General features: G+C 47.6%; 15 protein-coding genes, 2 tRNA genes, 3 rRNA genes and 1 other RNA gene. 5 read left to right on the top strand and 16 right to left on the bottom strand.

Annotated features, from left to right (window positions below; translation table 11 throughout):
* Nucleotides 1-75: 75 nt before the first annotated feature.
* From CLOSA_RS00975 to tadA, 14 genes are all read right to left on the bottom strand, one after another.
* Nucleotides 76-2,966, bottom strand: a 23S ribosomal RNA gene (locus tag CLOSA_RS00975).
* A gap of 375 nt (nt 2,967-3,341) precedes the next feature.
* Nucleotides 3,342-3,414: transfer RNA gene (locus tag CLOSA_RS00970), tRNA-Ala, on the bottom strand.
* A gap of 82 nt (nt 3,415-3,496) precedes the next feature.
* Nucleotides 3,497-3,570 (bottom strand) — tRNA-Ile (locus tag CLOSA_RS00965).
* A 7-nt stretch (nt 3,571-3,577) separates the two neighbouring features.
* Nucleotides 3,578-3,695 (bottom strand): 5S ribosomal RNA (gene rrf, locus CLOSA_RS00960).
* Nucleotides 3,696-3,923: 228 nt separating this feature from the next.
* A 16S ribosomal RNA gene (locus CLOSA_RS00955) occupies nt 3,924-5,454 on the bottom strand.
* The 16S, 23S and 5S rRNA genes sit together here with 2 tRNA genes alongside, the layout of an rRNA operon.
* Nucleotides 5,455-6,136: 682 nt before the next feature.
* Nucleotides 6,137-6,871: a CvpA family protein gene (locus tag CLOSA_RS00950; protein WP_013270922.1), complete on the bottom strand. Its 735-nt coding sequence runs from the start codon at nt 6,869-6,871 to the stop codon at nt 6,137-6,139.
* Nucleotides 6,872-6,952: 81 nt separating this feature from the next.
* Nucleotides 6,953-7,786 carry a Cof-type HAD-IIB family hydrolase gene (locus CLOSA_RS00945; RefSeq protein ID WP_013270921.1) on the bottom strand — a complete coding sequence of 278 codons (834 nt, stop codon included), beginning with the start codon at nt 7,784-7,786 and terminating at the stop codon, nt 6,953-6,955.
* A 14-nt stretch (nt 7,787-7,800) separates the two neighbouring features.
* Nucleotides 7,801-10,098 carry a tetratricopeptide repeat protein gene (locus CLOSA_RS00940; protein ID WP_013270920.1) on the bottom strand — a complete coding sequence of 766 codons (2,298 nt, stop codon included), beginning with the start codon at nt 10,096-10,098 and terminating at the stop codon, nt 7,801-7,803.
* Nucleotides 10,099-10,209: 111 nt separating this feature from the next.
* Complete coding sequence (recR, locus tag CLOSA_RS00935; protein WP_013270919.1) at nt 10,210-10,806, bottom strand: recombination mediator RecR; 597 nt, start codon at nt 10,804-10,806, stop codon at nt 10,210-10,212.
* Between the two features lie 2 nt (nt 10,807-10,808).
* The gene (locus tag CLOSA_RS00930; protein WP_013270918.1) at nt 10,809-11,162 is read right to left on the bottom strand and encodes a YbaB/EbfC family nucleoid-associated protein; all 354 of its coding nucleotides are present in this window, start codon (nt 11,160-11,162) and stop codon (nt 10,809-10,811) included.
* A gap of 31 nt (nt 11,163-11,193) precedes the next feature.
* A complete protein-coding gene (gene dnaX, locus CLOSA_RS00925) occupies nt 11,194-12,789 on the bottom strand; it encodes a DNA polymerase III subunit gamma/tau (protein ID WP_013270917.1) in 1,596 nt (531 codons plus the stop codon).
* Between the two features lie 13 nt (nt 12,790-12,802).
* Nucleotides 12,803-13,882, bottom strand: coding sequence for a 6-phosphofructokinase (locus tag CLOSA_RS00920; RefSeq protein ID WP_013270916.1), 1,080 nt, complete (start codon nt 13,880-13,882; stop codon nt 12,803-12,805).
* Between the two features lie 213 nt (nt 13,883-14,095).
* Nucleotides 14,096-14,357: signal recognition particle sRNA large type (ffs, locus tag CLOSA_RS22015), an RNA gene on the bottom strand.
* Nucleotides 14,358-14,417: 60 nt separating this feature from the next.
* The gene (gene tadA / locus CLOSA_RS00915) at nt 14,418-14,912 is read right to left on the bottom strand and encodes a tRNA adenosine(34) deaminase TadA (protein WP_013270915.1); all 495 of its coding nucleotides are present in this window, start codon (nt 14,910-14,912) and stop codon (nt 14,418-14,420) included.
* 190 nt (nt 14,913-15,102) lie between these two features.
* On the opposite strand from tadA, the gene CLOSA_RS00910 reads away from it, so the two are divergent.
* Complete coding sequence (locus CLOSA_RS00910) at nt 15,103-15,798, top strand: anaerobic ribonucleoside-triphosphate reductase activating protein (RefSeq protein ID WP_013270914.1); 696 nt, start codon at nt 15,103-15,105, stop codon at nt 15,796-15,798.
* Between the two features lie 24 nt (nt 15,799-15,822).
* Here CLOSA_RS00910 and CLOSA_RS00905 read toward each other — a convergent pair whose 3' ends face one another.
* Nucleotides 15,823-17,508, bottom strand: a complete 1,686-nt coding sequence (locus CLOSA_RS00905; protein ID WP_013270913.1) for a hypothetical protein — start codon at nt 17,506-17,508, stop codon at nt 15,823-15,825.
* Between the two features lie 118 nt (nt 17,509-17,626).
* On the opposite strand from CLOSA_RS00905, the gene nagB reads away from it, so the two are divergent.
* From nagB to CLOSA_RS00880, 4 genes are all read left to right on the top strand, one after another.
* On the top strand, nt 17,627-18,361 hold the full coding sequence (gene nagB / locus CLOSA_RS00900; RefSeq protein ID WP_013270912.1) for a glucosamine-6-phosphate deaminase: 735 nt from the start codon (nt 17,627-17,629) through the stop codon (nt 18,359-18,361).
* Between the two features lie 250 nt (nt 18,362-18,611).
* The gene (locus CLOSA_RS00890; protein WP_013270910.1) at nt 18,612-19,016 is read left to right on the top strand and encodes a bacteriohemerythrin; all 405 of its coding nucleotides are present in this window, start codon (nt 18,612-18,614) and stop codon (nt 19,014-19,016) included.
* Between the two features lie 31 nt (nt 19,017-19,047).
* Nucleotides 19,048-19,467, top strand: a complete 420-nt coding sequence (locus CLOSA_RS00885) for an HIT family protein (protein WP_041708760.1) — start codon at nt 19,048-19,050, stop codon at nt 19,465-19,467.
* Nucleotides 19,468-19,504: 37 nt separating this feature from the next.
* Complete coding sequence (locus tag CLOSA_RS00880) at nt 19,505-20,056, top strand: TIGR01440 family protein (protein WP_013270908.1); 552 nt, start codon at nt 19,505-19,507, stop codon at nt 20,054-20,056.
* A 154-nt stretch (nt 20,057-20,210) separates the two neighbouring features.
* Here CLOSA_RS00880 and CLOSA_RS00875 read toward each other — a convergent pair whose 3' ends face one another.
* Nucleotides 20,211-21,884 carry a peptide ABC transporter substrate-binding protein gene (locus tag CLOSA_RS00875; RefSeq protein ID WP_013270907.1) on the bottom strand — a complete coding sequence of 558 codons (1,674 nt, stop codon included), beginning with the start codon at nt 21,882-21,884 and terminating at the stop codon, nt 20,211-20,213.
* Nucleotides 21,885-21,994 lie beyond the last annotated feature (110 nt).

Here is a 21,994-nt window from a genome sequence, read left to right as displayed (position 1 = left end):
TGAGGCATATACCCTCAAAACCACACATTGTTACATATCTGTTTTCATCCGTTCTTTCCTCTTACCTAAACCAACCTGGTTAAGCCCTCGACCTATTAGTGACAGTCAGCTCCACATGTTGCCATGCTTCCACCTCTGCCCTATCTACCTCGTCGTCTTCAAGGGGTCTTACTCTTGCGATGGGATATCTCATCTTGAGGGGGGCTTCACGCTTAGATGCCTTCAGCGTTTATCCCTTCCCGACTTGGCTACTCTGCCATGGTGTTGATCACCAACAGATACACCAGAGGTCAGTCCATCCCGGTCCTCTCGTACTAAGGACAGCTCCTCTCAAATATCCTACGCCCACGCCGGATAGGGACCGAACTGTCTCACGACGTTCTGAACCCAGCTCGCGTACCGCTTTAATGGGCGAACAGCCCAACCCTTGGGACCTACTACAGCCCCAGGATGCGATGAGCCGACATCGAGGTGCCAAACCACTCCGTCGATGTGAACTCTTGGGAGTGATAAGCCTGTTATCCCCAGGGTAGCTTTTATCCGTTGAGCGATGGCAATCCCACTTTATACCACCGGATCACTAAGTCCTAGTTTCCTACCTGCTCCACCCGTCGGTGTCGCAGTCAAGCTCCCTTATGCCTTTGCACTCTTCGAATGGTTTCCGTCCATTCTGAGGGAACCTTTGAGCGCCTCCGATACCCTTTCGGAGGCGACCGCCCCAGTCAAACTCCCCGCCTGACATTGTCCCCCAGCCAGGTCATGGCTGCAGGTTAGAAACCCAATACCGCAAGGGTGGTATCCCAACATCGGCTCCACAAAGACTGGCGTCCTTGCTTCTATGCCTCCCACCTATCCTGTACATGCAGTACCGAATCCCAGTATCAAGCTGGAGTAAAGCTCCATGGGGTCTTTCCGTCCTGGCGCAGGTAACCAGCATCTTCACTGGTACTTCAATTTCACCGGGTGCATTGTCGAGACAGCGCTCAAATCATTACGCCTTTCGTGCGGGTCGGAACTTACCCGACAAGGAATTTCGCTACCTTAGGACCGTTATAGTTACGGCCGCCGTTTACTGGGGCTTAAATTCAGAGCTTCGCGTTTCCGCTAACCCCTCCTCGTAACCTTCCAGCACCGGGCAGGCGTCAGCCCATATACCTCACCTTTCGGTTTTGCATAGACCTGTGTTTTTGCTAAACAGTTGCTTGAGCCTATTCTCTGCGGCCTGATTTCTCAGGCACCCCTTATCCCGAAGTTACGGGGTCATTTTGCCGAGTTCCTTAACAATGCTTCTCCCGCCGGCCTTAGGATTCTCTCCTCATCCACCTGTGTCGGTTTACGGTACGGGCACATATCACACAATAGCGGCTTTTCTTGACAGCCCCTACGAAGACTTCCCTACTTGTGTTCGGTACGCGTCACACCTTCCTGTTGCCAGATGGATTTGCCATTCTGGCCAGTAAAATGCTTGCCCCGGTCTTTTCATTCCCGGGTTCTTCCTCGGTTCTGTGTCCCCACAGTTCTGATGATATGCGGTACAGGAATTTCAACCTGTTGTCCATCGACTACGTCTTTCGACCTCGCCTTAGGCCCCGACTTACCCAGAGCAGATCAGCTTTACTCTGGAAACCTTAGATATTCGGCCTGGAGGATTCTCACCTCCATCTCGCTACTCATTCCGGCATTCTCTCTTCTTAACACTCCACATCTCCTTACGGTAATGCTTCTGTGCGTTAAGAATGCTCCTCTACCAATGTATTTACATACATTCCACAGCTTCGGTGTCGTGTTTTAGCCCCGGACATTTTCGGCGCAGGACCTCTCGACTAGTGAGCTATTACGCACTCTTTGAATGTGTGGCTGCTTCTAAGCCAACATCCTAGTTGTCTCTGAAATCCCACATCCTTTTCCACTTAACACGCACTTTGGGACCTTAGCTGGTGGTCTGGGCTCTTTCCCTTTTGACTGCCCAACTTATCTCGTGCAGTCTGACTCCCGTACATCATCTGACCGGCATTCGGAGTTTGATATTCTTTGGTAAGCTTTGACGCCCCCTAGGAAATTCAGTGCTCTACCTCCGGCAGACTAATACGAGGCTAGCCCTAAAGCTATTTCGAGGAGAACCAGCTATCTCCGGGTTCGATTGGAATTTCTCCCCTACCCACACCTCATCGCCACCCTTTTCAACGGATGTGCGTTCGGTCCTCCATTTCCTTTTACGGAAACTTCAACCTGGACATGGGTAGATCACCCGGTTTCGGGTCTACCTTTACTGACTCATTCGCCCTATTAAGACTTGGTTTCCCTTCGGCTCCGCACCTTCAGTGCTTAACCTTGCCAGTAACGGTAACTCGCCGGACCGTTCTACAAAAAGTACGCGGTTCCACTTAAAATGTGGTTCCACAGCTTGTAAACACAGGGTTTCAGGTTCTCTTTCACTCCCCTCCCGGGGTCCTTTTCACCTTTCCTTCACAGTACTATGCGCTATCGGTCACTAAGTAGTATTTAGCCTTGGGGGGTGGTCCCCCCGAATTCCCACAAGGTTTCTCGTGTCTCGTGGTACTTTGGATCCTGCTCGCTGACTATTGCTTTCCCATACAAGGCTTTCACTTTCTATGGCCGGTCTTTCCAGGACCGTTCTGGTAACAAATCGTCTCACTTATTGCAGTCCATAACCCCAGTATGCACGCATACTGGTTTAGGCTCCTTCCATTTCGCTCGCCGCTACTTTGGAAATCGAGTTTTCTTTCTTTTCCTCCGGGTACTTAGATGTTTCAGTTCCCCGGGTTCCCGACGTATGGCTATGGATTCACCATACGACAGCTGAGGTTTGCTCAGCTGGGTTTCCCCATTCAGACATCTCCGGATCAAAGGATATTTGCTCCTCCCCGAAGCTTTTCGCAGCTTATCACGTCTTTCATCGGCTCTTAGTGCCAAGGCATCCACCCTGCGCTCTTATTAGCTTAACCAATTCGATGTTCACCTGCGGGTGCGGGTTACTAATCTAAGATACATAGCGTTGTATCTCTGGTCTTAGGTTTGTTATTTCACCGTACGTTACGGTTACTTTAACGAGTTTTGTTTGGTTACATCTTCCGATGTAACACCTCGGATGTCTTGATTTTGTTTTTATACTTTAACATATAAAAACTAATCTAGATATATTTCAATATGTGGTTTTCAAGGTACATGCGCGATGCAATCAGAAGCGTGCACAATCATATGGAAAACTGTGTTGAACACTTGTGTTCCTAAGCAGTTTTTTATGTGATTGTATAGGCGTGGAACGCCGTGACTGAGAAAAGCGTCAGCTTTTCGAAGTACACCTTCGTAACTACATCAAATGGAGATGGAGAGATTCGAACTCTTGACCCCCTGCTTGCAAGGCAGGTGCTCTCCCAACTGAGCTACACCCCCAAAATGCTTGGATGTGGGTCTACCCTGTAAAGGCTATCCCTATATTTATTTATTGGATTCATCATCTGGTTTTACAAACCAATGGGCTTAAGTGGACTCGAACCACCGACCTCACGCTTATCAGGCGTGCGCTCTAACCAGCTGAGCTATAAGCCCATAAATAATCTGGCACCCACCTGCTCTCCCATGCCGTCTCCAGCATAGTACCATCGGCCGCTTAAGTCTTAACCATCGTGTTCGGGATGGGAACGGGTGTCTCCCCTAAGCGCATCGGCACCAGAAATTTCGTGTCTCACTAGTAATGCGTGCACAACGGAATGGAAATGTGTGTGGAAAGCTTGCTTTCCTAAGCACATTTGTATTCTGTTGTATAAGCGGCACAGCCGCGACCCAGCGAATTATTCGCGAGGTTCCACATTACGGTTCTCTTGGTGTTTCTTTATTCTTTTTATTTCCTTTGAAAACCAAAGACTCAACAGTATCTAAAACCCTTACTTCTTCTTCCTTAGAAAGGAGGTGATCCAGCCGCACCTTCCGATACGGCTACCTTGTTACGACTTCACCCCAGTTATCAGTCCCGCCTTCGGCAGCTCCCTCCTTACGGTTGGGTCACTGACTTCGGGCGTTACCAACTCCCATGGTGTGACGGGCGGTGTGTACAAGACCCGGGAACGTATTCACCGCGGCATTCTGATCCGCGATTACTAGCGATTCCAGCTTCATGTAGTCGAGTTGCAGACTACAATCCGAACTGAGACGTTATTTTTGGGGTTTGCTCCAGATCGCTCCTTTGCTTCCCTTTGTTTACGCCATTGTAGCACGTGTGTAGCCCAAATCATAAGGGGCATGATGATTTGACGTCATCCCCACCTTCCTCCAGGTTATCCCTGGCAGTCTCCCCAGAGTGCCCAGCCGAACTGCTGGCTACTAAGGATAAGGGTTGCGCTCGTTGCGGGACTTAACCCAACATCTCACGACACGAGCTGACGACAACCATGCACCACCTGTCTGGAATGCCCCGAAGGGAAGGCCCCGTTACGGACCGGTCATTCCGATGTCAAGACTTGGTAAGGTTCTTCGCGTTGCTTCGAATTAAACCACATGCTCCACCGCTTGTGCGGGTCCCCGTCAATTCCTTTGAGTTTCATTCTTGCGAACGTACTCCCCAGGTGGAATACTTATTGCGTTAGCGGCGGCACCGAAGAGCTTTGCTCCCCAACACCTAGTATTCATCGTTTACGGCGTGGACTACCAGGGTATCTAATCCTGTTTGCTCCCCACGCTTTCGAGCCTCAACGTCAGTTACAGTCCAGTAAGCCGCCTTCGCCACTGGTGTTCCTCCTAATATCTACGCATTTCACCGCTACACTAGGAATTCCACTTACCTCTCCTGCACTCCAGCACCACAGTTTCCAAAGCAGTCCCGGGGTTGAGCCCCGGGCTTTCACTCCAGACTTGCAGTGCCGTCTACGCTCCCTTTACACCCAGTAAATCCGGATAACGCTTGCCCCCTACGTATTACCGCGGCTGCTGGCACGTAGTTAGCCGGGGCTTCTTAGTCAGGTACCGTCATTTTCTTCCCTGCTGATAGAGCTTTACATACCGAAATACTTCTTCACTCACGCGGCGTCGCTGGATCAGGGTTTCCCCCATTGTCCAATATTCCCCACTGCTGCCTCCCGTAGGAGTTTGGGCCGTGTCTCAGTCCCAATGTGGCCGGTCACCCTCTCAGGTCGGCTACTGATCGTCGGCTTGGTGGGCCGTTACCTCACCAACTACCTAATCAGACGCGGGTCCATCTCATACCACCGGAGTTTTTCACACTGTGCCATGCAGCACTGTGCGCTTATGCGGTATTAGCAGTCGTTTCCAACTGTTATCCCCCTGTATGAGGCAGGTTACCCACGCGTTACTCACCCGTCCGCCGCTCAGTCACTTTTAATTCCATCCGAAAACTTCCTTAAAAGTGCTTCGCTCGACTTGCATGTGTTAAGCACGCCGCCAGCGTTCATCCTGAGCCAGGATCGAACTCTCAAATTTAAGCAGATAGTCTTTAAAAGCGGTCAGAGATTGGTAGAAAAGTCTGTTGAAAGCTTGCTTTCATAAGGACTTTTTTGCAAATCTATGAACATTTGCGAAGCAAATGGTAGCGAATGAAGCAAAGCTTCATGAGCCTACCGCCCGGACTAGCCATCCAGTTCAATCCACGGTCAAAATCAACTAACTAGCTAATTTATTTCCCGTTTTACTTGTTGTTTGGTTCGTATACAATTACTTGTATTCGTTCTGAAATTTTCTCATTCAAAGCCATCAAACATGGCTTGTTTTATTAGAATTTTCAGGGTTTTACATACTGTTCAATCTTCTGTTTTCAAAGTGCTTTTTGCGTCGTTGTCTTTTTCATCGGCAACTCATTAAGTATATCATATGGCCGTTTTTTTGTCAACAACTTTTTTTACTTTTTCAATCTGTTTTAATTGATTGCCCATGCGGTCTGTCTCGCACCGGGTCTTTAATATAACATGTCCGTATCATATTGTCAAGGGGATTTGTGCCATTTGTTCAAACAATTTTTCCAAAGTTCTCATGACCACTATATATAAGCATACTTCCTGAATTTTACCATATTTTGTGGTAGCTGGAACGATCTGCAAGCCGGAGCAGTTACTGCTTTGCTTGCAGATTTGTTCAAATTGAATATATGATAGCTACAATTCACTTCTTATAGGAAGCCCCGCAGTACCCCTAAAACCATCAGATTCAGGAAATTATGGCTGTATAAATAGGACAGCCATTTACTCGCTTCTATCTGCCGGGTCAAAATAAGGCCCCACTGGGTTCCGGAGAAAGCGGTGACCAGCAGACCGGCAATCCACAGGAATACAAGTCCTTCTACTCCTCCCAGCACGGCACCTGCTATCTTGTTGATCCCTGATAGAATGGGAAGCCTTGCAATGATATCCAGCCATCTCATGACCAATCTTGAGAATAGGTAGATTGCAGCAAACAGCAGGACAAAGCCTGCAGAATTAAGAATCACATCTGCCAGATAGCTTCCGATATAGTCTGTAAACGCCTGCACTCCCAACATCTGATACACTTCACTGTTATTATTTTCTATGAGAGCATTTTTCATATTTTGAGGGAGCTTAAGGTTCTCAATCACCGTGCGCTGGACAGAAGGCGCTTCCAAAGCTTCTCCGTCAGGCTTCTCTTCCGGCTCCAGGCCAATGGATTTTTTCATATTCTCCGAAATGGTCTGCTGAAGCCCCGTATTTTCTTTTAAGAATCCGGTTACAGAGGGCAATGCGGCGCGGACTACGGTCAGGGATAAGACCACTGCCAGCATTGATACCACCAGCCGGATAAATCCTCTGTGATGGCCATAAAGGACCATTCCTAAAAGATAAACTCCGGCCAACACAGACAACCAGTTTTCCATATACAGCTTTGTCATAATTTTTCTCCTAATAAATCAACTGGATATGCAAGCATATCCAGTTGATCCAAAAACTCAAGGCTGAAAGATCATTTTCCTTCAACCCTCTGTTCCGAATATGATTCGGTTAATAGCGGATGCTACTCCGTCTTCATCATTGGTATCCGTTATATAATCGGCAGCCCCACGGAGTTCCTTACTCCCATTTTTCATGGCTACTCCGATTCCAGCTTTTTGGATCATGGAAAAATCGTTTTCTCCATCCCCGATTGCCATGGTCTGTTTTTCACTGATCCCCAAATGGGAAGCCAGTCTCAGGATCGCCTCCCCCTTTGTGGCACCGAATGCGTTGATTTCCAGATTGTTTGGAATGGAAGAAGTAATCAGAACATCGCCTCTTTTCTCCAATTCGGCCCTTAGTCTGTCCCTCTCTTCCATATCCGGGAAGAACAGGTTGATCTTCTCCACAGGTTTTCGGCTTTTTTCAACGAATTCGATAATATTGGGATGGACATCCCTGGTCTGGTAGACCATCTCCCGCAATTCGGAGGTCAGGCCAAATTCTGATAAATGTTCGTAAAAGCGAGGTTCCGTGATCCCCCGCCTGTCTATGTAAGGATCGTACATAACATGGTAGGAATCCACCAGGCGTAAAAGCTCCAGGGCATGCTCCCAGGATATCGTCCGGGTATCTATGATTCTATGTTCTTCCATATCCTCAACAACCGCTCCATTGGTGGTTATTGCATAACGGATCCCGGAAATATCTTTTATTTCTGCAGGGATCCCATGTACCGTCCTTCCGGTGCACGGAACCACCCATATCCCTTTTTGGATACATTGGTGAAGTGCCTGACGGTTTGCCGGGGAAAGACGCTTTTTGCTGTCTAGCAGAGTTCCATCTAAATCAAGTGCAATGAGTCTGATATTCACGTTTTTACCTCAATTTAATAAATGAAATGTTCCTCTTTTAAAACGAGAAGACCGTCTTTATCATATTTTGTGGAAAATAATCCTTTGATCCGTTTGCCAAGGGAAGGCTTTTCTGCGCGGTCAGCCGCTTCTTCGATCAGGCTTTCTGCATTGGCTCTGTTGAGAGGAAGGCCGTCTTCTTCCAGAATCTCGATTCTTTCATATAATGCAAGCATGCTTTTTCCGGTAATGCTGCAGTCGATCTCATTGGCATAGCGGCAGGCGTACTGGGCGAATTCGTCTATATCCATTTCCTCTCCCTGAAAGCCAGGACCTTCCTCATCCCGGACAGACGGGCGGAATTCCTGATCCTCTTCATAGAAATCGTCGTCTTCATAGACATTCTCTTCCCCGTAGTGATTCTCCTGCCAGGAATCCTGTTCATAATGATAGTCCTGGTTTCTGTAATCTCCATAGGATTCTTCCTTTTTGGCGTCCTCTTTTATGACAGGAGTAAAAGGCTTGTGAACCGGCTCCTTAGGCGTCTTAACCGGTCTTTCCGCCCGTATGGTTTCCCTGACACAGAAGGCCGGCGCTCCATCCCCGCTTCCAATGCATTCAAATTTGCTTGCCAGTACCGGATGCTCCCGGTGCAGTGTCTCCATTTGCTTGGGATTATCAATGAGAACCACGATCATTCCACTGGTATCCCGGTCCATCAGTTCATTTAATTCTTCCAAGGCTTCCCTGGTAAGATCTCCGGCTTCTTCAATGACCAGGTCCTTTCCTGCCAGCTTGTCTGCAGAAGCCAATACTCCCCGTATAGACAGCTTGGCGCCGGAAATCTTTGCCACCGGATTCTTTACACCGCTTTCATTATGAATCTGCTTTAAGGCCTCTACAGCCATCTGAAGCCCTTTCTCCTGAGTCCTTGCTTCGATCATAAGATGGTTCTGAACCGGCGTTTCATCCGGTTCCTCTTCCTCTTCTTCATACAAATCTTCAAACTCCAGGTTATCTTCAACATTGAAATTTGGGAAGCTTTGATTCATAACCGGACTGTCTTCTTCAGCAGTTGGGTTTCGTGATGCATAATTCGGTTCTGCTGCCTCTTCTGACTCATGATACAAATCATCCGGCTGGTCGTATTCATTTTCATCAAAGCCGTAATCATCTTCCGGATGATCCCCGGTTTCCTGAAAGTCCTGGAAAGCGGCGGCAGATTGTTCTCCTGCATCATTAAGTCCTTCGTCCTCCATGGCATAACCGTCATAATCGATTTCATCGCCGTATTGTGACTCAATGGAAGACTCTTCCAACCCAGGTCCTTCCGGCTCTTCTTCCTCAAAGGTAGGCTCCCCATGACAGGAAACCGGCTCCCCATTCTCAGGGATATAAATGCCCCTTAACCTGGCCGCCCCAGGACGGCCCACCCTTTTGATATCCTCCAGCACTCTGGTTTGTTCCAGCCCGGATTCTTCCTGGTTAATGGGTTCCTCATAAGAGATCTTGGACATTTCCCTTGCAAGGGTTTCCTGAACCGCAGCATCCTGAAGTCTGGCTTCCAGATTATCCTCCATCGGGTTCTCTCCAAAGGCCATGACCGGCTCCTCTGAAATCCCGGGCTCTTCTTCATCGTATTCTTCTGCCGGCTCCGGTTCCGGGCTTTGCCTTCTTCCGGCGCTATACTCCCGTTCCACCGCCCGCAGCTTGGCTTCGTATTTATCCCGGTTCTCCACCAGATCCATCTGATAGTTGGTAAGAGGTGCATACTGTATTTTTAAATCCATCGCCTTGTCCACATATTTTCCAAGACCAAACATCAGCATAATTCGGTCGCAGGTATCCACGCAGCGGTCAGGCATGCCTGCAAGACTGTATAGTTCAGCCAGCTCATACAGCCATTTTTCATCCAGTTCCACGCTGGTATAGGATTCCAGGGAATGGATAAGCTGCTGGGCCGGGGCTCCTTTTGCTTTTAAGATCATATAGCGGAGCAATTGCTGTCTGGGATCGTCAGAGGCCAGATCGCCAAATTCTTTATAATAGGCTTCTGCCTCTTCAATATTTCCCTCTTTGATCGCCAGCTCTGCCAGTTTATAAAGCAGACGTTTCCCAATAGGGGCGCGTTCAAACGCCTGGAGAAGAATCTCCTTGGCTTCCTGGTAATCTTCATTTTTCTCGTAAACCATGGCAACCATGGAAAGCAGATTGGTGTTGCGGACTCTCTTCCAGTCTATTGTGTCAGCTATTTTCATAGCCGTATCATAGTCGTTTTTGCCGACCAGTTTTTTAATCTGTTCAACCTTTATATTAAACTCGTACTTATCCATTATTTGTCTCCCAATGAATCAGTTGGATATGCGTGCATATCCAACTGATACAATATTCAAGGCTGAAAGAAGTGTTTCTATCAACCTGTATCTTCTGACAAGGCAAATGAGCTACAATTCGACCCGGCCTTCCAGGGCCCGTAACAATGTCACCTCATCTATGTACTCTAAGTCTCCTCCAACGGGTACTCCGCTGGCTATACGGGTAACCCTGATCCCTGTGGGTTTGATCAGCTTGCTGATATACATAGCCGTTGTCTCTCCCTCAAGGCTGGAATTGGTGGCAATGATCACCTCATCCACATCTCCCTGCAGCCTCTGCATCAGTTCCTTTAGTTTTATGTCACCAGGTCCGATTCCCAGCATGGGAGAAATCGCCCCGTGCAGAACGTGGTAAACTCCGTCGAACTTACCTGTTTTTTCATATGCGGCCAGGTCCCTGGTGTCCTCCACTACCATGATCACCTTATGATTGCGTTTTTCGCTCCGGCAGATGGGACACATCTCCTGATCCGTTAAGGTAAAGCATTCCTTGCAATAGCGCACATTCCGTTTCGCTTCTGTAATGGATGAAGCTAGGCCTGCCACTTGTTCCTCAGGCATGTTGATAATATGAAATGCCAGGCGCTGTGCAGATTTACTGCCTATGCCCGGAAGTCTGGACAGCTCTTCAATTAATCTTGTTATCTGACTGCTGTAGTAATTCATAATCAGAACGGAAAGCCTCCGCCTAATCCGCCGAGGCCGCCTGTGAGCTTCGCCATGGCAGAGCTGCTGTCCTCTTCCATCTGGCGGAACGCTTCATTGGTAGCCGCCATAATAAGATCTTCCAGCATTTCGATGTCATCAGGATCCACAACTTCCTGGGATAATTTAACTGAAGTCACTTCTTTTTTGCCTGAAACCGTAACTGACACAGCTCCGCCGCCTGCTGCAGCCGTATATTCCTTTTCCTCCAGCGACTTTGTTGTTTCTTCCATCTGACGCTGCATTTTCTGAGCCTGCTTCATTAAATTATTCATATTGCCAGGCATAGCGCCTGGAAAACCGCCACGTTTTGCCATGGTGTGTATCCTCCTGCTATTTTTATGATTTTTAATCTTCTATCGATATATCCATTAAAATATTGGCTTGTAATTCTTCATCGCTTACATAAATGGTATCAGACCGTTCTCCTCCACCCCGAAGCCTTGTCTTAAAGGTTATGGATTTCTGGTAATGGTCTTCCACATACCGTTCGATCTCTGCAACAGTGGCTTCTCTGCTCCCAATCATGTAATTGCTCTGTTCGGAAAAGACAACGCAAAGACAGCTCTCTCCCGCAGGCTCTACCACCGTATCCCGGAAGCTGGCCCGGATAGGCCCTCCCAGTTCCCGTATGATTTTCCCCCACTCGCCGCGGATCAGGTTTAAATCCTCTAACTGGCCCTTAGGAAGTGCCACCCGCTCTGCTGGGGTCAATTCCCTGGCAGGGGCATTGCTGCTTCCTTCTCCTTCCCCTGTCTTAAAGCTATTGGGGGAAGCGTTTACCGCAATACCGTTTTCCAGCTGCTTTTCAATATTGCTGATCCGCTGAAGCAAGGAATCTAAATTCTGTTCCATCTGAGGGCGGGTCAGCTTGATCAGTGCCACCTCAATGAGGACACGTTTCTGGAAAGCGTAACGAAGCTGATTGGATAAATCCGAAAACACCCGGATATACCGTAAAAGGGTCTCATTGTCCGTAAGCCTGCTGTCTTCTTTTAAAAGGGTCTGGTTCTCCGTTGACATATCCAGAAGATTTTCCCCGTTGTCTACGGATTTTAATATTAAAAGGTTCCTTAAATACCAGATAAAATCAATGACAAACTGCCCCAGCTCCCGGCCCTGAATCACCAGCTCTTCCAGACAGATGATGCAGTCTTTTGTCCGGTTCTCCACGATCGCCCGGAACATGGTTCCAAATACGGTGATGTCCACAGCTCCCAGCACATCAAGCACATTATCATAAGTAAGAAGCTCCCCGTAATGAAAGGCAATGCACTGGTCCAAAAGGCTTAAGGCATCACGCAAAGCACCGTCAGCGGACTTGGCAATATAAGTAAGAGCCCGGTCTTCCACCTGGATATGTTCTGCGGCAGTCAGCTCTTTTAAATGCTCTACAATGGTCTCCACCGTAATGCGTTTAAAATCATACCGCTGGCACCGGGAAAGGACCGTCACCGGTATCTTCTGGACTTCTGTAGTTGCCAGAATAAATATTACATAGGATGGCGGTTCTTCCAAAGTTTTTAACAGGGCATTAAATGCTCCTGTGGAAAGCATATGAACCTCATCGATAATATAAACCCGGTATTTGCCTTCCGTGGGAGGATACTGGACTTCATCCCTTATCTCCCTGATATTTTCTACGCCATTGTTTGATGCAGCGTCGATTTCCACTACATTCAGGGAAGCTCCTGCTGCAATATTCTTACAGGTCCGGCATTCCCCGCAGGGACTTCCGTCTTCCGGGCATTCGCAATTAACCGCCTTTGCAAATATTTTGGCAATACTGGTCTTACCGGTTCCTCTTGTTCCGCAAAACAGATACGCATGTCCGATTCGCCCGGCTACTATCTGGTTTTTCAGTGTTTGTACAATATGGTCCTGGCCCTTTACATCCGAAAAGGAAGGAGGGCGCCATTTCCTATACAATGCCGTATATGACATGCCTGTAGACTCCTTATTCGTCGCCGAAGCTGATGCCTATCATCTTGGCTTCCTTAACGATAGAGCTTTTCGGATCGACAGTTTTTAATTTTCCGGCTACGTCGGCTAAGGGGATCTTAACGATTTCATCGTTGTTCACCGCTACCATATAACCGTATTCTTTGTTATTTATGAGCTTTGCTGCTTCTGCTCCAAGACGGGTGGAAAGCACTCTGTCGTAGGGGCATGGATCGCCGCCCCTCTGCATATGGCCTGGTACGGTGACCCGTACTTCCTGCCCGGTGCGCTCAGTGATCTGAGCTCCGATCTCATATGCTACAGAAGGATAAACCACGGCCTTCTTCTTTTTTTCCTTTAATTCTTTTTTCGTCAGGCAGGCATCTTCCTTGGAAATTGCTCCTTCCGCCACAGCAAGAATAGAAAACTTTTTGCCGTTTTTTGTCCTGGTTTTTAATGCTTCCACTATAATACCCAGATCATAGGGAATCTCCGGAAGAAGGATGATGTCCGCCCCGCCTGCAATTCCTGCATACAGGGTAAGCCAGCCTACCTTATGTCCCATAACTTCCACAATGAAGACCCGTCCATGAGAAGCCGCTGTTGTATGGATGCAGTCTATGGCATTGGTGGCCACATTGACGGCGCTCTGGAAACCAAAGGTAGTATCAGTTCCCCACAAATCGTTGTCAATGGTCTTAGGAAGGGATACCACATTCAGCCCCTCCTCATGAAGGAGATTGGCCGTTTTCTGACTCCCGTTGCCGCCTAACACCACCAGACATTCCAGTTTCAGCTTTCGATAAGTATGCTTCATGGCTTCCACCTTGTCGAGACCATTCTCATCAGGTGTCCGCATAAGTTTAAACGGCTGTCTGGAGGTGCCGAGAATGGTTCCGCCCTTTGTCAGGATTCCGGAAAAATCTTCCTGCTTCATTATACGGTAATCCCCGTAAATCAGCCCTTTGTACCCATCCTCAAATCCAACAATTTCCACTTCGCCGCATATCCGGTACAGTGCCTTAGCCACACCGCGCATGGTGGCATTCAAACTCTGACAGTCGCCCCCGCTTGTAAGCATTCCAATTCTTATCATGAAAGCACACCTCTTTTTGATTAGATTTGTCATTGGGAAATAGGTAGTATTATACCCATTTTATAATTATAATACAAAGGGGAATGCGGGGCAAGGGGAAACTTTATTTCATAAGAAATGTAAGAAAATATTAAAAATGAATATACAAATTGCAAAAGACACCGCAAAAACAGTTTCCTGATTTCCGGCGTCTGAAAATTCTTTATATTAAATCCGTGCGTCTCACTTTGAACCGCTATCACAGGCGTTACCCTGACAGTTAACTCGGTCCAGGCACCCTCACGGCACACAGAAGGTTCCACTTAGTGCTGCTGCATTCCTGCCCTGACACGGTTCATGAAGATCTGTTGCGTGAGACCCAAACGTCATCGCCACTTATCAGGGGCAGCCCTGCAATAGACAGCCCTGGGTGAGACATCACCCCTGCTAGAGCGGATTGCAGGTACAGGGCACCGCTATCTCCCCGGCTGCACGGAAACTTTATGACATGTGTTGGTTTAATCGCACTTTAGTATACATGGAAACGGGCAGGTTGTCAAGGAGTTATGAAGGATATTCCTTCTGGTTTCTTTTTACTTTTTTCTCTCAGTGCCTTAAAAAAATCCTTCATCAGCCGGGAGCACTCATCTCCCAAAACCCCGGATTCCGTTTCCACCTGATGGTTCAAGCCGTCCTGGTGAAACAGATCAAGGACTGATCCCGCGCAGCCAGCCTTTGCATTCATACAGCCCATAATAACTTTTGGAATCCTGGCCTGGACAATGGCTCCTGCGCACATGGGACACGGTTCCAGGGTCACGTACATAGTACAGCCCTCAAGCCTCCAGTCCCCTACTTTTCTGCATGCTTTGCGGATGGCATTGATTTCCGCGTGGGATAAGACATTTTTATCAATGGTACGCCGGTTATATCCTCGGGCAATGATCTTATCTTCATAAACAATGACGCAGCCGATGGGAACCTCACCCATGGCGCCTGCCTTTTCTGCTTGTCTGATTGCTGCCCGCATATATTTTTCATCGATGGTCATAGTCGTTCCTCATTGTTTTTCATATGATTATTAACGCTTTTTGTGCAAAGTTCATCACGTTATAACGGGGGAAGAAATACCTGGAAACTTAATATCACAGCCTCATATTTCAGCACAAAGGGATACCCTTTGGACGTTTTCATATGGTATACTGGTATAGTATATCATGAAAAAAAGGAATGGTGAAGGTATGAAAGTATGTGGGCTTCAAAAAACAACGCTTCTGGACTTTCCCGGCCATGTGGCAGCCACGGTCTTTCTTGGGGGCTGTAATTTCCGCTGCCCCTTCTGCCATAACAGCGGACTGATCGGAAGTGAAGCAAAGTCAGAATACAGCAAAGAGGAACTATTAAATTTTTTAAGCAGGCGAAAAGGGATCTTAGAAGGGGTCTGCATAACAGGCGGGGAACCCACCTTATCTGAGGATTTGGAATCCTTTATCCGGAATATCCGGGAGCTTGGCTATCTTATCAAGCTGGATACCAACGGCTACCGGCCGGATGTCTTAAAAAGGCTGGCAGCCAACGGCCTTTTGGATTATGTGGCAATGGATATAAAAGCCGGCAGGGATAATTATTCCGCGGCCGCGGGTGTAAAGGACATAAAGATATCAGAGATTGAGGAGAGCGCTGAGTTTTTGCTGGAAGGATCCGTTCCTTATGAATTCCGTACCACCGCGGTAAAAGGAATTCACAGCATACGGGATTTTATGGATATCGGGGAATGGCTGGCCGGCTGCTCCCATTACTATCTGCAGAACTATGCAGATTCCGGACAGGTCCTATGTTCCGGCTTTCAGCCGTTTTCCAAGGGAGAACTGGATCAATTTTTCAATGTCCTGAAACCATTAATTCCCAATGCCTTGCTCCGTGGCATTGATAATTAGGGTATATGCTGATAGGGGGCCGGATCAGCCCCCTAATTTTACATCGGTATACCAGAATCCAAACCTGCCGTCTTCCATGGGCTGATCTTTAGACAGCACGAAATTTGGAAAACCAAACATGGAAGCCATATAACGCTCATTGCTGTAATAATGTCCTGGGATCCCCAGAAGGTAACGGGGCATTCCACTTGGGTTCAATAATTTTGCCAGGATTAAGTAACGGTAATTGTAGTAACCGTGGAGAAGAAAGCTGTTATTACCATAAACCCAGGCATCTCTTGGAAGCAGACCGATATCCTGCGGTTTAATGGTGAGAATTTCACAGCCATCCTCATAATCAAAAGCCAGAATTCTTGTATGTTCACGTTTCAGTTTCTCCCAGATCATTTCATGGGAGCTTAATTCCATATCTTCGTTTTGACGCAGGCGCTCTAATTCATCCGGATTTCCCAGCTCTGGCCGGACCTCCGGATCGCTCCTGTCTTCTTTTATCACAGCATCTGCCCGGTAGCAGAGGGTATGATCTTCCGTCATATCCTGGCCGCTGCAGGGATATGGTTCGCTGAACACCGCTTCCCTCTCCTGGACATCCACCGCTTCCCGGTTTTCCAGTTCCTCCCCCTGTAATTCATCCGGTATGTCTTCCTGTCCTGCACTTTGCCGCTCTTCTGATACCGGTTCTTCTGCAGACTGCAATTCTTCCTGCAAAGCTTCCGGCATTGGTTCTTCTGCAGACTGCAGTTCTTCCTGTAAAGCTTCCGGTATTGGCTCTTCTGCAGACTGCAGTTCTTCCTGTAAAGCTTCCGGTATTGGCTCTTCTGCCTGATCCCAATATTCCTGCTGCCGGGCATTCATTGCGGCGGAGGCATCAGGCTCTGTATCAGACTCTGCGGCTTCTTCCAGCCGGATCTCCTCTGTTCCATCATACTGCACTTCTTCCTCTGTCTCAATCTCTGTCTCTGTCTCATCAGACATGATCTGTTCCACGTTCTCTGATTCCGCATTCACCAATTCTTTGTCATCCGGTGCTGCCATTGCTCCGGTTTCCTCATCCGGTTCCTCCGCCTCTGCATCCAGGTTTTCTGCCTGCAAATCGTTCTCTTCCGGCTGTTCCTGTATTTCGGACGCCGGAGCAGCCATCTCATCCTCCTGATCTTTGGAAGATGCCCCCAAGGCTTCGTCTGCATGAGAAACATCTGTCTGGAGTGCCTCCTGGGACTCATCAGACTTCAGTGGGAATTCTTCTTCGATTTCACGTACCGCCCGTTTAATCTGCTCTTCTGAAATAACGGCCTGTTCCTTACCGGAAATTGCAGCGGCCATGCTTCCCAGATCGACTTCTGCCGCATGGGCTACGGCATCTTCCCAAATGGTCGTGTAAGAACGCCATGTATTTTTTACATCATGGATGGTCAATCCATAGCACTGATCCACGTTAATTCCGGAGTGTTCGATATCACTTGCAGATACCACAGTCCTGAATTCACCGGAACCGCCGCGTATGAAAATATTGCCCAGGAATATTTCCTGATCTGCGGCTGCTAATAAGAATACTCCAATATCATTGCCGCCCACATATATCCTTTTGACACTGACCGTAATCTTGCACTGGACCCCTCTCGTCTCTATCTTGGCAAATCCGATGTTTTTTCCTTTGACTGCGCCTTCATAGGCATAAATATATGAGATTAGTCTTCGATAATTAGGCATGCCATCACTCCTTTATAGTTATTTTATGCAAAATGCCATTGCATCTATGACACAAAAATGATATCCTAGGGAAAAGAATATAATAAAATATTTTTCAAACGTATGGAGGGATAAAGAAATGAAGCTTTATCGCGCGAAAGACTACAATGATATGAGCCGTAAGGCAGCTAATATTATATCTGCCCAGATCATTATGAAACCAAACTGTGTTTTGGGACTGGCTACCGGATCCACGCCTGTAGGCACTTATAAGCAGTTGGTTGAGTGGTACAACAAGGGAGATCTGGATTTCTCCCAGGTAAAAACCGCAAATCTGGATGAGTACAAGGGACTTACCAGGAATAACGATCAGAGCTATTATTATTTTATGCGTGAAAATCTGTTCCGCCATGTGAACATTGACGAAGCAAATACAAACATTCCCGACGGAACGGAAACAGACGCCAGCAAAGAGGCCGCCCGTTATGAGGACATCATAAGAAGTCTGGGGGGCGTAGATTTACAGCTCTTAGGGCTTGGGCACAACGGCCACATTGGTTTCAACGAACCTTCCGACATCTTTCCAAAGGATACCCACATTGTGGATCTGCAGGAAAGCACCATCGAGGCCAACAAGCGTTTCTTCTCATCCATTGATGAAGTTCCCCGCCAGGCCTATACCATGGGAATCGGCACCATAATGAGAGCCAAGAAAATCCTGCTGATTATCAGCGGAGCTGATAAGGCGGACATCCTTCATGATGTGATCTGCGGACCGGTCACTTCCCGGGTTCCTGCTTCCATTTTACAGCTTCATCCAGATGTTATCATTGTTGCAGACGAAGCGGCTCTATCCAAGGTGAAAAACATATAATGGAGTGCTTCACTCCTCTGATGTCAAATAATAGGTTTGTTTTAGCCCGGCTCCTGCGCCGGGCTTTTTCAGACACTTTTTTAAAAATGGAATCTACCAGGGGAATCAGGACGGCAAACACCAGAATTCAAGCAGAAATCAAGAAGGCGTGGAATGTACCCTGGCTCATAACAGCGGAAAAATTACCGGTTGGATTTTTATTGGAAATGGTGTAGAATGAGTGTAAAACGTAAGATAAGGAGAGATAAATATGGCATATACATTTACAAAAGAATTGGAAACCGGCAATCAGTTGATAGATTCTGAGCATCGCCAGTTGATCGATGCGATCAATAACCTGCTTGCCGCCTGCTCTACCGGAAAGGGACGTGCAGAGCTGGCCAATACGGCAAAGTTTCTTCAGGATTATACGGCCAGGCATTTCGGCAATGAAGAAAAGCTTCAGGTTCAATATCAATATCCAGATTATGTAAATCACAAGCGTTATCATGAGGAATTCAAAAAGGTAGTTGCAGGCATCTGCTCAAAGCTTGACAAGGAAGGCCCCACCATCGCCCTTGTAGGGGAGGTAAACAGCGCCATCGCCGGCTGGCTGATCAACCATATTAAAAGAGAAGATGCAAAGGTAGCTGCTCATATTAAAGGCAGGTCCTAGTCTTCCGAAAAGCAAAGGAAGGTATATGATTATGAAAGATCCAAATTGCGCATACTGTATGAAGGGAGAACTTGTGGCAAAGTTCGGCTATCCCATCTGTGAAATGGAAACAGGATTTCTGTATTTATTTAAAGAACAGAGCAAGAGAGGCAGAGTCATCCTGGCTTACAAAGACCACGTCAGCGAGCTGGTGGATATTGAGGATGTGGAGAGAAATGCTTTCTTTTCCGATGTAGCCAGAGTATCCAGGGCCGTTCATAAAGTATTTCAACCGGATAAGGTTAATTACGGAGCTTACGGCGATACAGGCTGCCATCTTCATATGCACATTGTTCCCAAATACAACGGTGAGGATGAATGGGGCAGTACCTTTGCCATGAATCCGGACAAGGTATATCTGTCAGATAAGGAATACGAGGAAATGGCTGCCGCGATCCGTGCAGCATTATAAAAAGAAACCATACTTACTCATGAAAGGAGGCCGGATCATGCTGGATGAAATCAGAACACAGGCCGCAACGGCCGCAAAAGAACTTTTGGAAGCTGCACATTTAAATGAGAAAGACTTAGTCGTTATCGGCTGCTCCTCCAGTGAGATCTCCGATCACAGAATCGGTTCCCATTCCAGTGCAGAGATCGGTCAGGCGGTATTTTCCGCAATCTACGAGGTTTTCCAGGCTCAGGGAATTTATGTTGCCGCACAATGCTGTGAGCATCTAAACCGGGCTTTAATTATGGAAAAAGAAGCGGCAAGGCTCTATGGCTATGAGCCTGTCAATGTAGTTCCCCAGTTAAAAGCCGGCGGCTCCCTTGCCACTGCTGCCTGCCAGACCTTTCAGTGCCCCGTGGCAGTGGAATCCATTAAGGCTCATGCGGGCATTGATATCGGGGATACTTTAATCGGAATGCACTTAAAGACTGTGGCTGTCCCGGTACGCATTAAGACCCGGTACATCGGTTCTGCCCATGTAGTCACCGCCCGGACAAGGCCTAAATTTATTGGCGGTGCCCGCGCTTGTTATGACGATACCCTGGGATGATCAGAGGCATCTGCTTCGAAAACAGGAGTAAGTCTGTATAAAACCAAAAGCACAAAAATAACCGCGTCTTGAAACAGCTTTTACAGCTTCGTCAAGGCGCGGTTATTTTTACTTTTATAGGATTTTATAATATTTATCTATTTGGACCAAAGAACTATTCCATGGTGGCCTGTGTAAAGAACCAGAAACCATATGGAGAGTGCCATGTTCCCTTTAACTCAGGCCTCTGTAAATAGTAATCGCTGGAGTATACAAGCGGGGAAATCGGTGCATCTTCCAGGATCATCGTTTCTGCTTTGTGAAGCTTCTCATAATGCTCTGTCTTATCTGCTGTATCACGAGCCTGTTTTAATAAGCTGTCCACCTCAGGATTAGAATATTTTCCATCGTTGTTTCCGCTTTCCGTGGTGAATAAATTCAGCATATTGGAAGGATCATCATAGTCGTATACCCAGCCTCCCCGGGCGGTCTGGAAATCACCGGCCCGGCGGGTTGGCGCAAAGGTAGACCATTCAACAATCTTAATATCCATTCTGACTCCCAGTTCGCTCCAGGCACTCTGTAAATACTCGGCAATCGGCTTATTGTAACCTGCTTCATTGGTCATATATTCGATCATCGGGAAGCCTTCCCCGTTTGGATAACCGGCTTCTGCCAGGAGTTCCTTGGCTTTGGTTAAGTCTTCCTCATAATTGCTTACATGAAAGAAATCCCCGCCGTTGAGCTTTCTGGTTATTTCCTCAAAGGAAGAACCGGATTCCTCATCCGATATACCAGGGCCCACAAAGTTAGTAGCCGGCACAACGGTTCCAGCCATTACCGTATTGGCAACGTAATCACGGTCAATGGCAAGGCTCAATGCACGGCGTACCAGCGCATTATCAAAGGGCGCCTTGGTAACGTTGAAAATTGTATAGGAAGTGGCCATACGGGGATCTAAGTGATAATCCGGTGTACCCTGAAGGCTTGGGATCTCATCCGTAGGAATATCCTTGATCATCTGGACCTCACCGGTCTGGTATGCGCTGTACGCTGCATTGGCATCTTCCATAAGAACAAATTTTAAGGTGTTTAAGGTTACCTTTTGTGCATCCCAGTAATTTTCATTCTTTGCAAAGGTTATATGGGATCCTGGTACCCATTCGATCATCTTTAAGGGTCCGTTGGATACATAGGTATCCGGAGTTAAGGACCATTGGTCCCCCTTTGCCTCAACAACATCCTTTTTTACAGGTACCATGGTGGCATGGGTAATAATTTTATCAAAATAAACGCAGGGAGACGCCAGCTCCACCACAAATGTTTTCGCATCAGGTGCGGTTACGGCCAGAGCATCTAAATTTCCATCCGCTGCTTCTTCATAGCCTTTAACCATGGAAAGCATATCTGCTCCGTAGGGAGCTGCCGTAGCAGGATCTGCCAGACGCTTCCAGGAATATACAAAGTCTTCCGCCGTAAGGTCGGAGCCATCGCTCCATTTTAAACCTTCCCGTAAATGGAAGGTATATGTAAGTCCGTCATCACTTACATCATAGGATTCCGCCTGTCCGGGAATAACTTGATTGTCCTTGTCAAAGGTCATAAGAGTCTCGAATGCATGCAGGATCATATTCGCAGCATCAGCCGTGGAATTTAAGGCCGGGTCAATGGTTTCCGGATCTGGACCTATCTGAACCGCCAGATCAAGACCTCCGGCTGTAGTATTTCCTGCTGCTTCTGTTTTCTGTGTTTCGCCGCCTGCTGTACCGGACTTGCCGGAACCGCCGCATGCCGTCAGGATCATTCCTGAAGCAAGGACTGCCGCTAATACAAGCGCCATCTTCTTCATATCTATTCCTCCATATCTTTTTTTCGCGTCCGTCCATCACAGACAACGCAAGCTCTAGCATACCACAGAAAGAAGGTTCTTGCAACGAGGAATAATTCTACACTTTCTTT

This window comes from [Clostridium] saccharolyticum WM1, assembly GCF_000144625.1.
Lineage (GTDB): Bacteria > Bacillota > Clostridia > Lachnospirales > Lachnospiraceae > Lacrimispora > Lacrimispora saccharolytica.
This window is presented reverse-complemented; position numbering and strand designations above follow the sequence as displayed.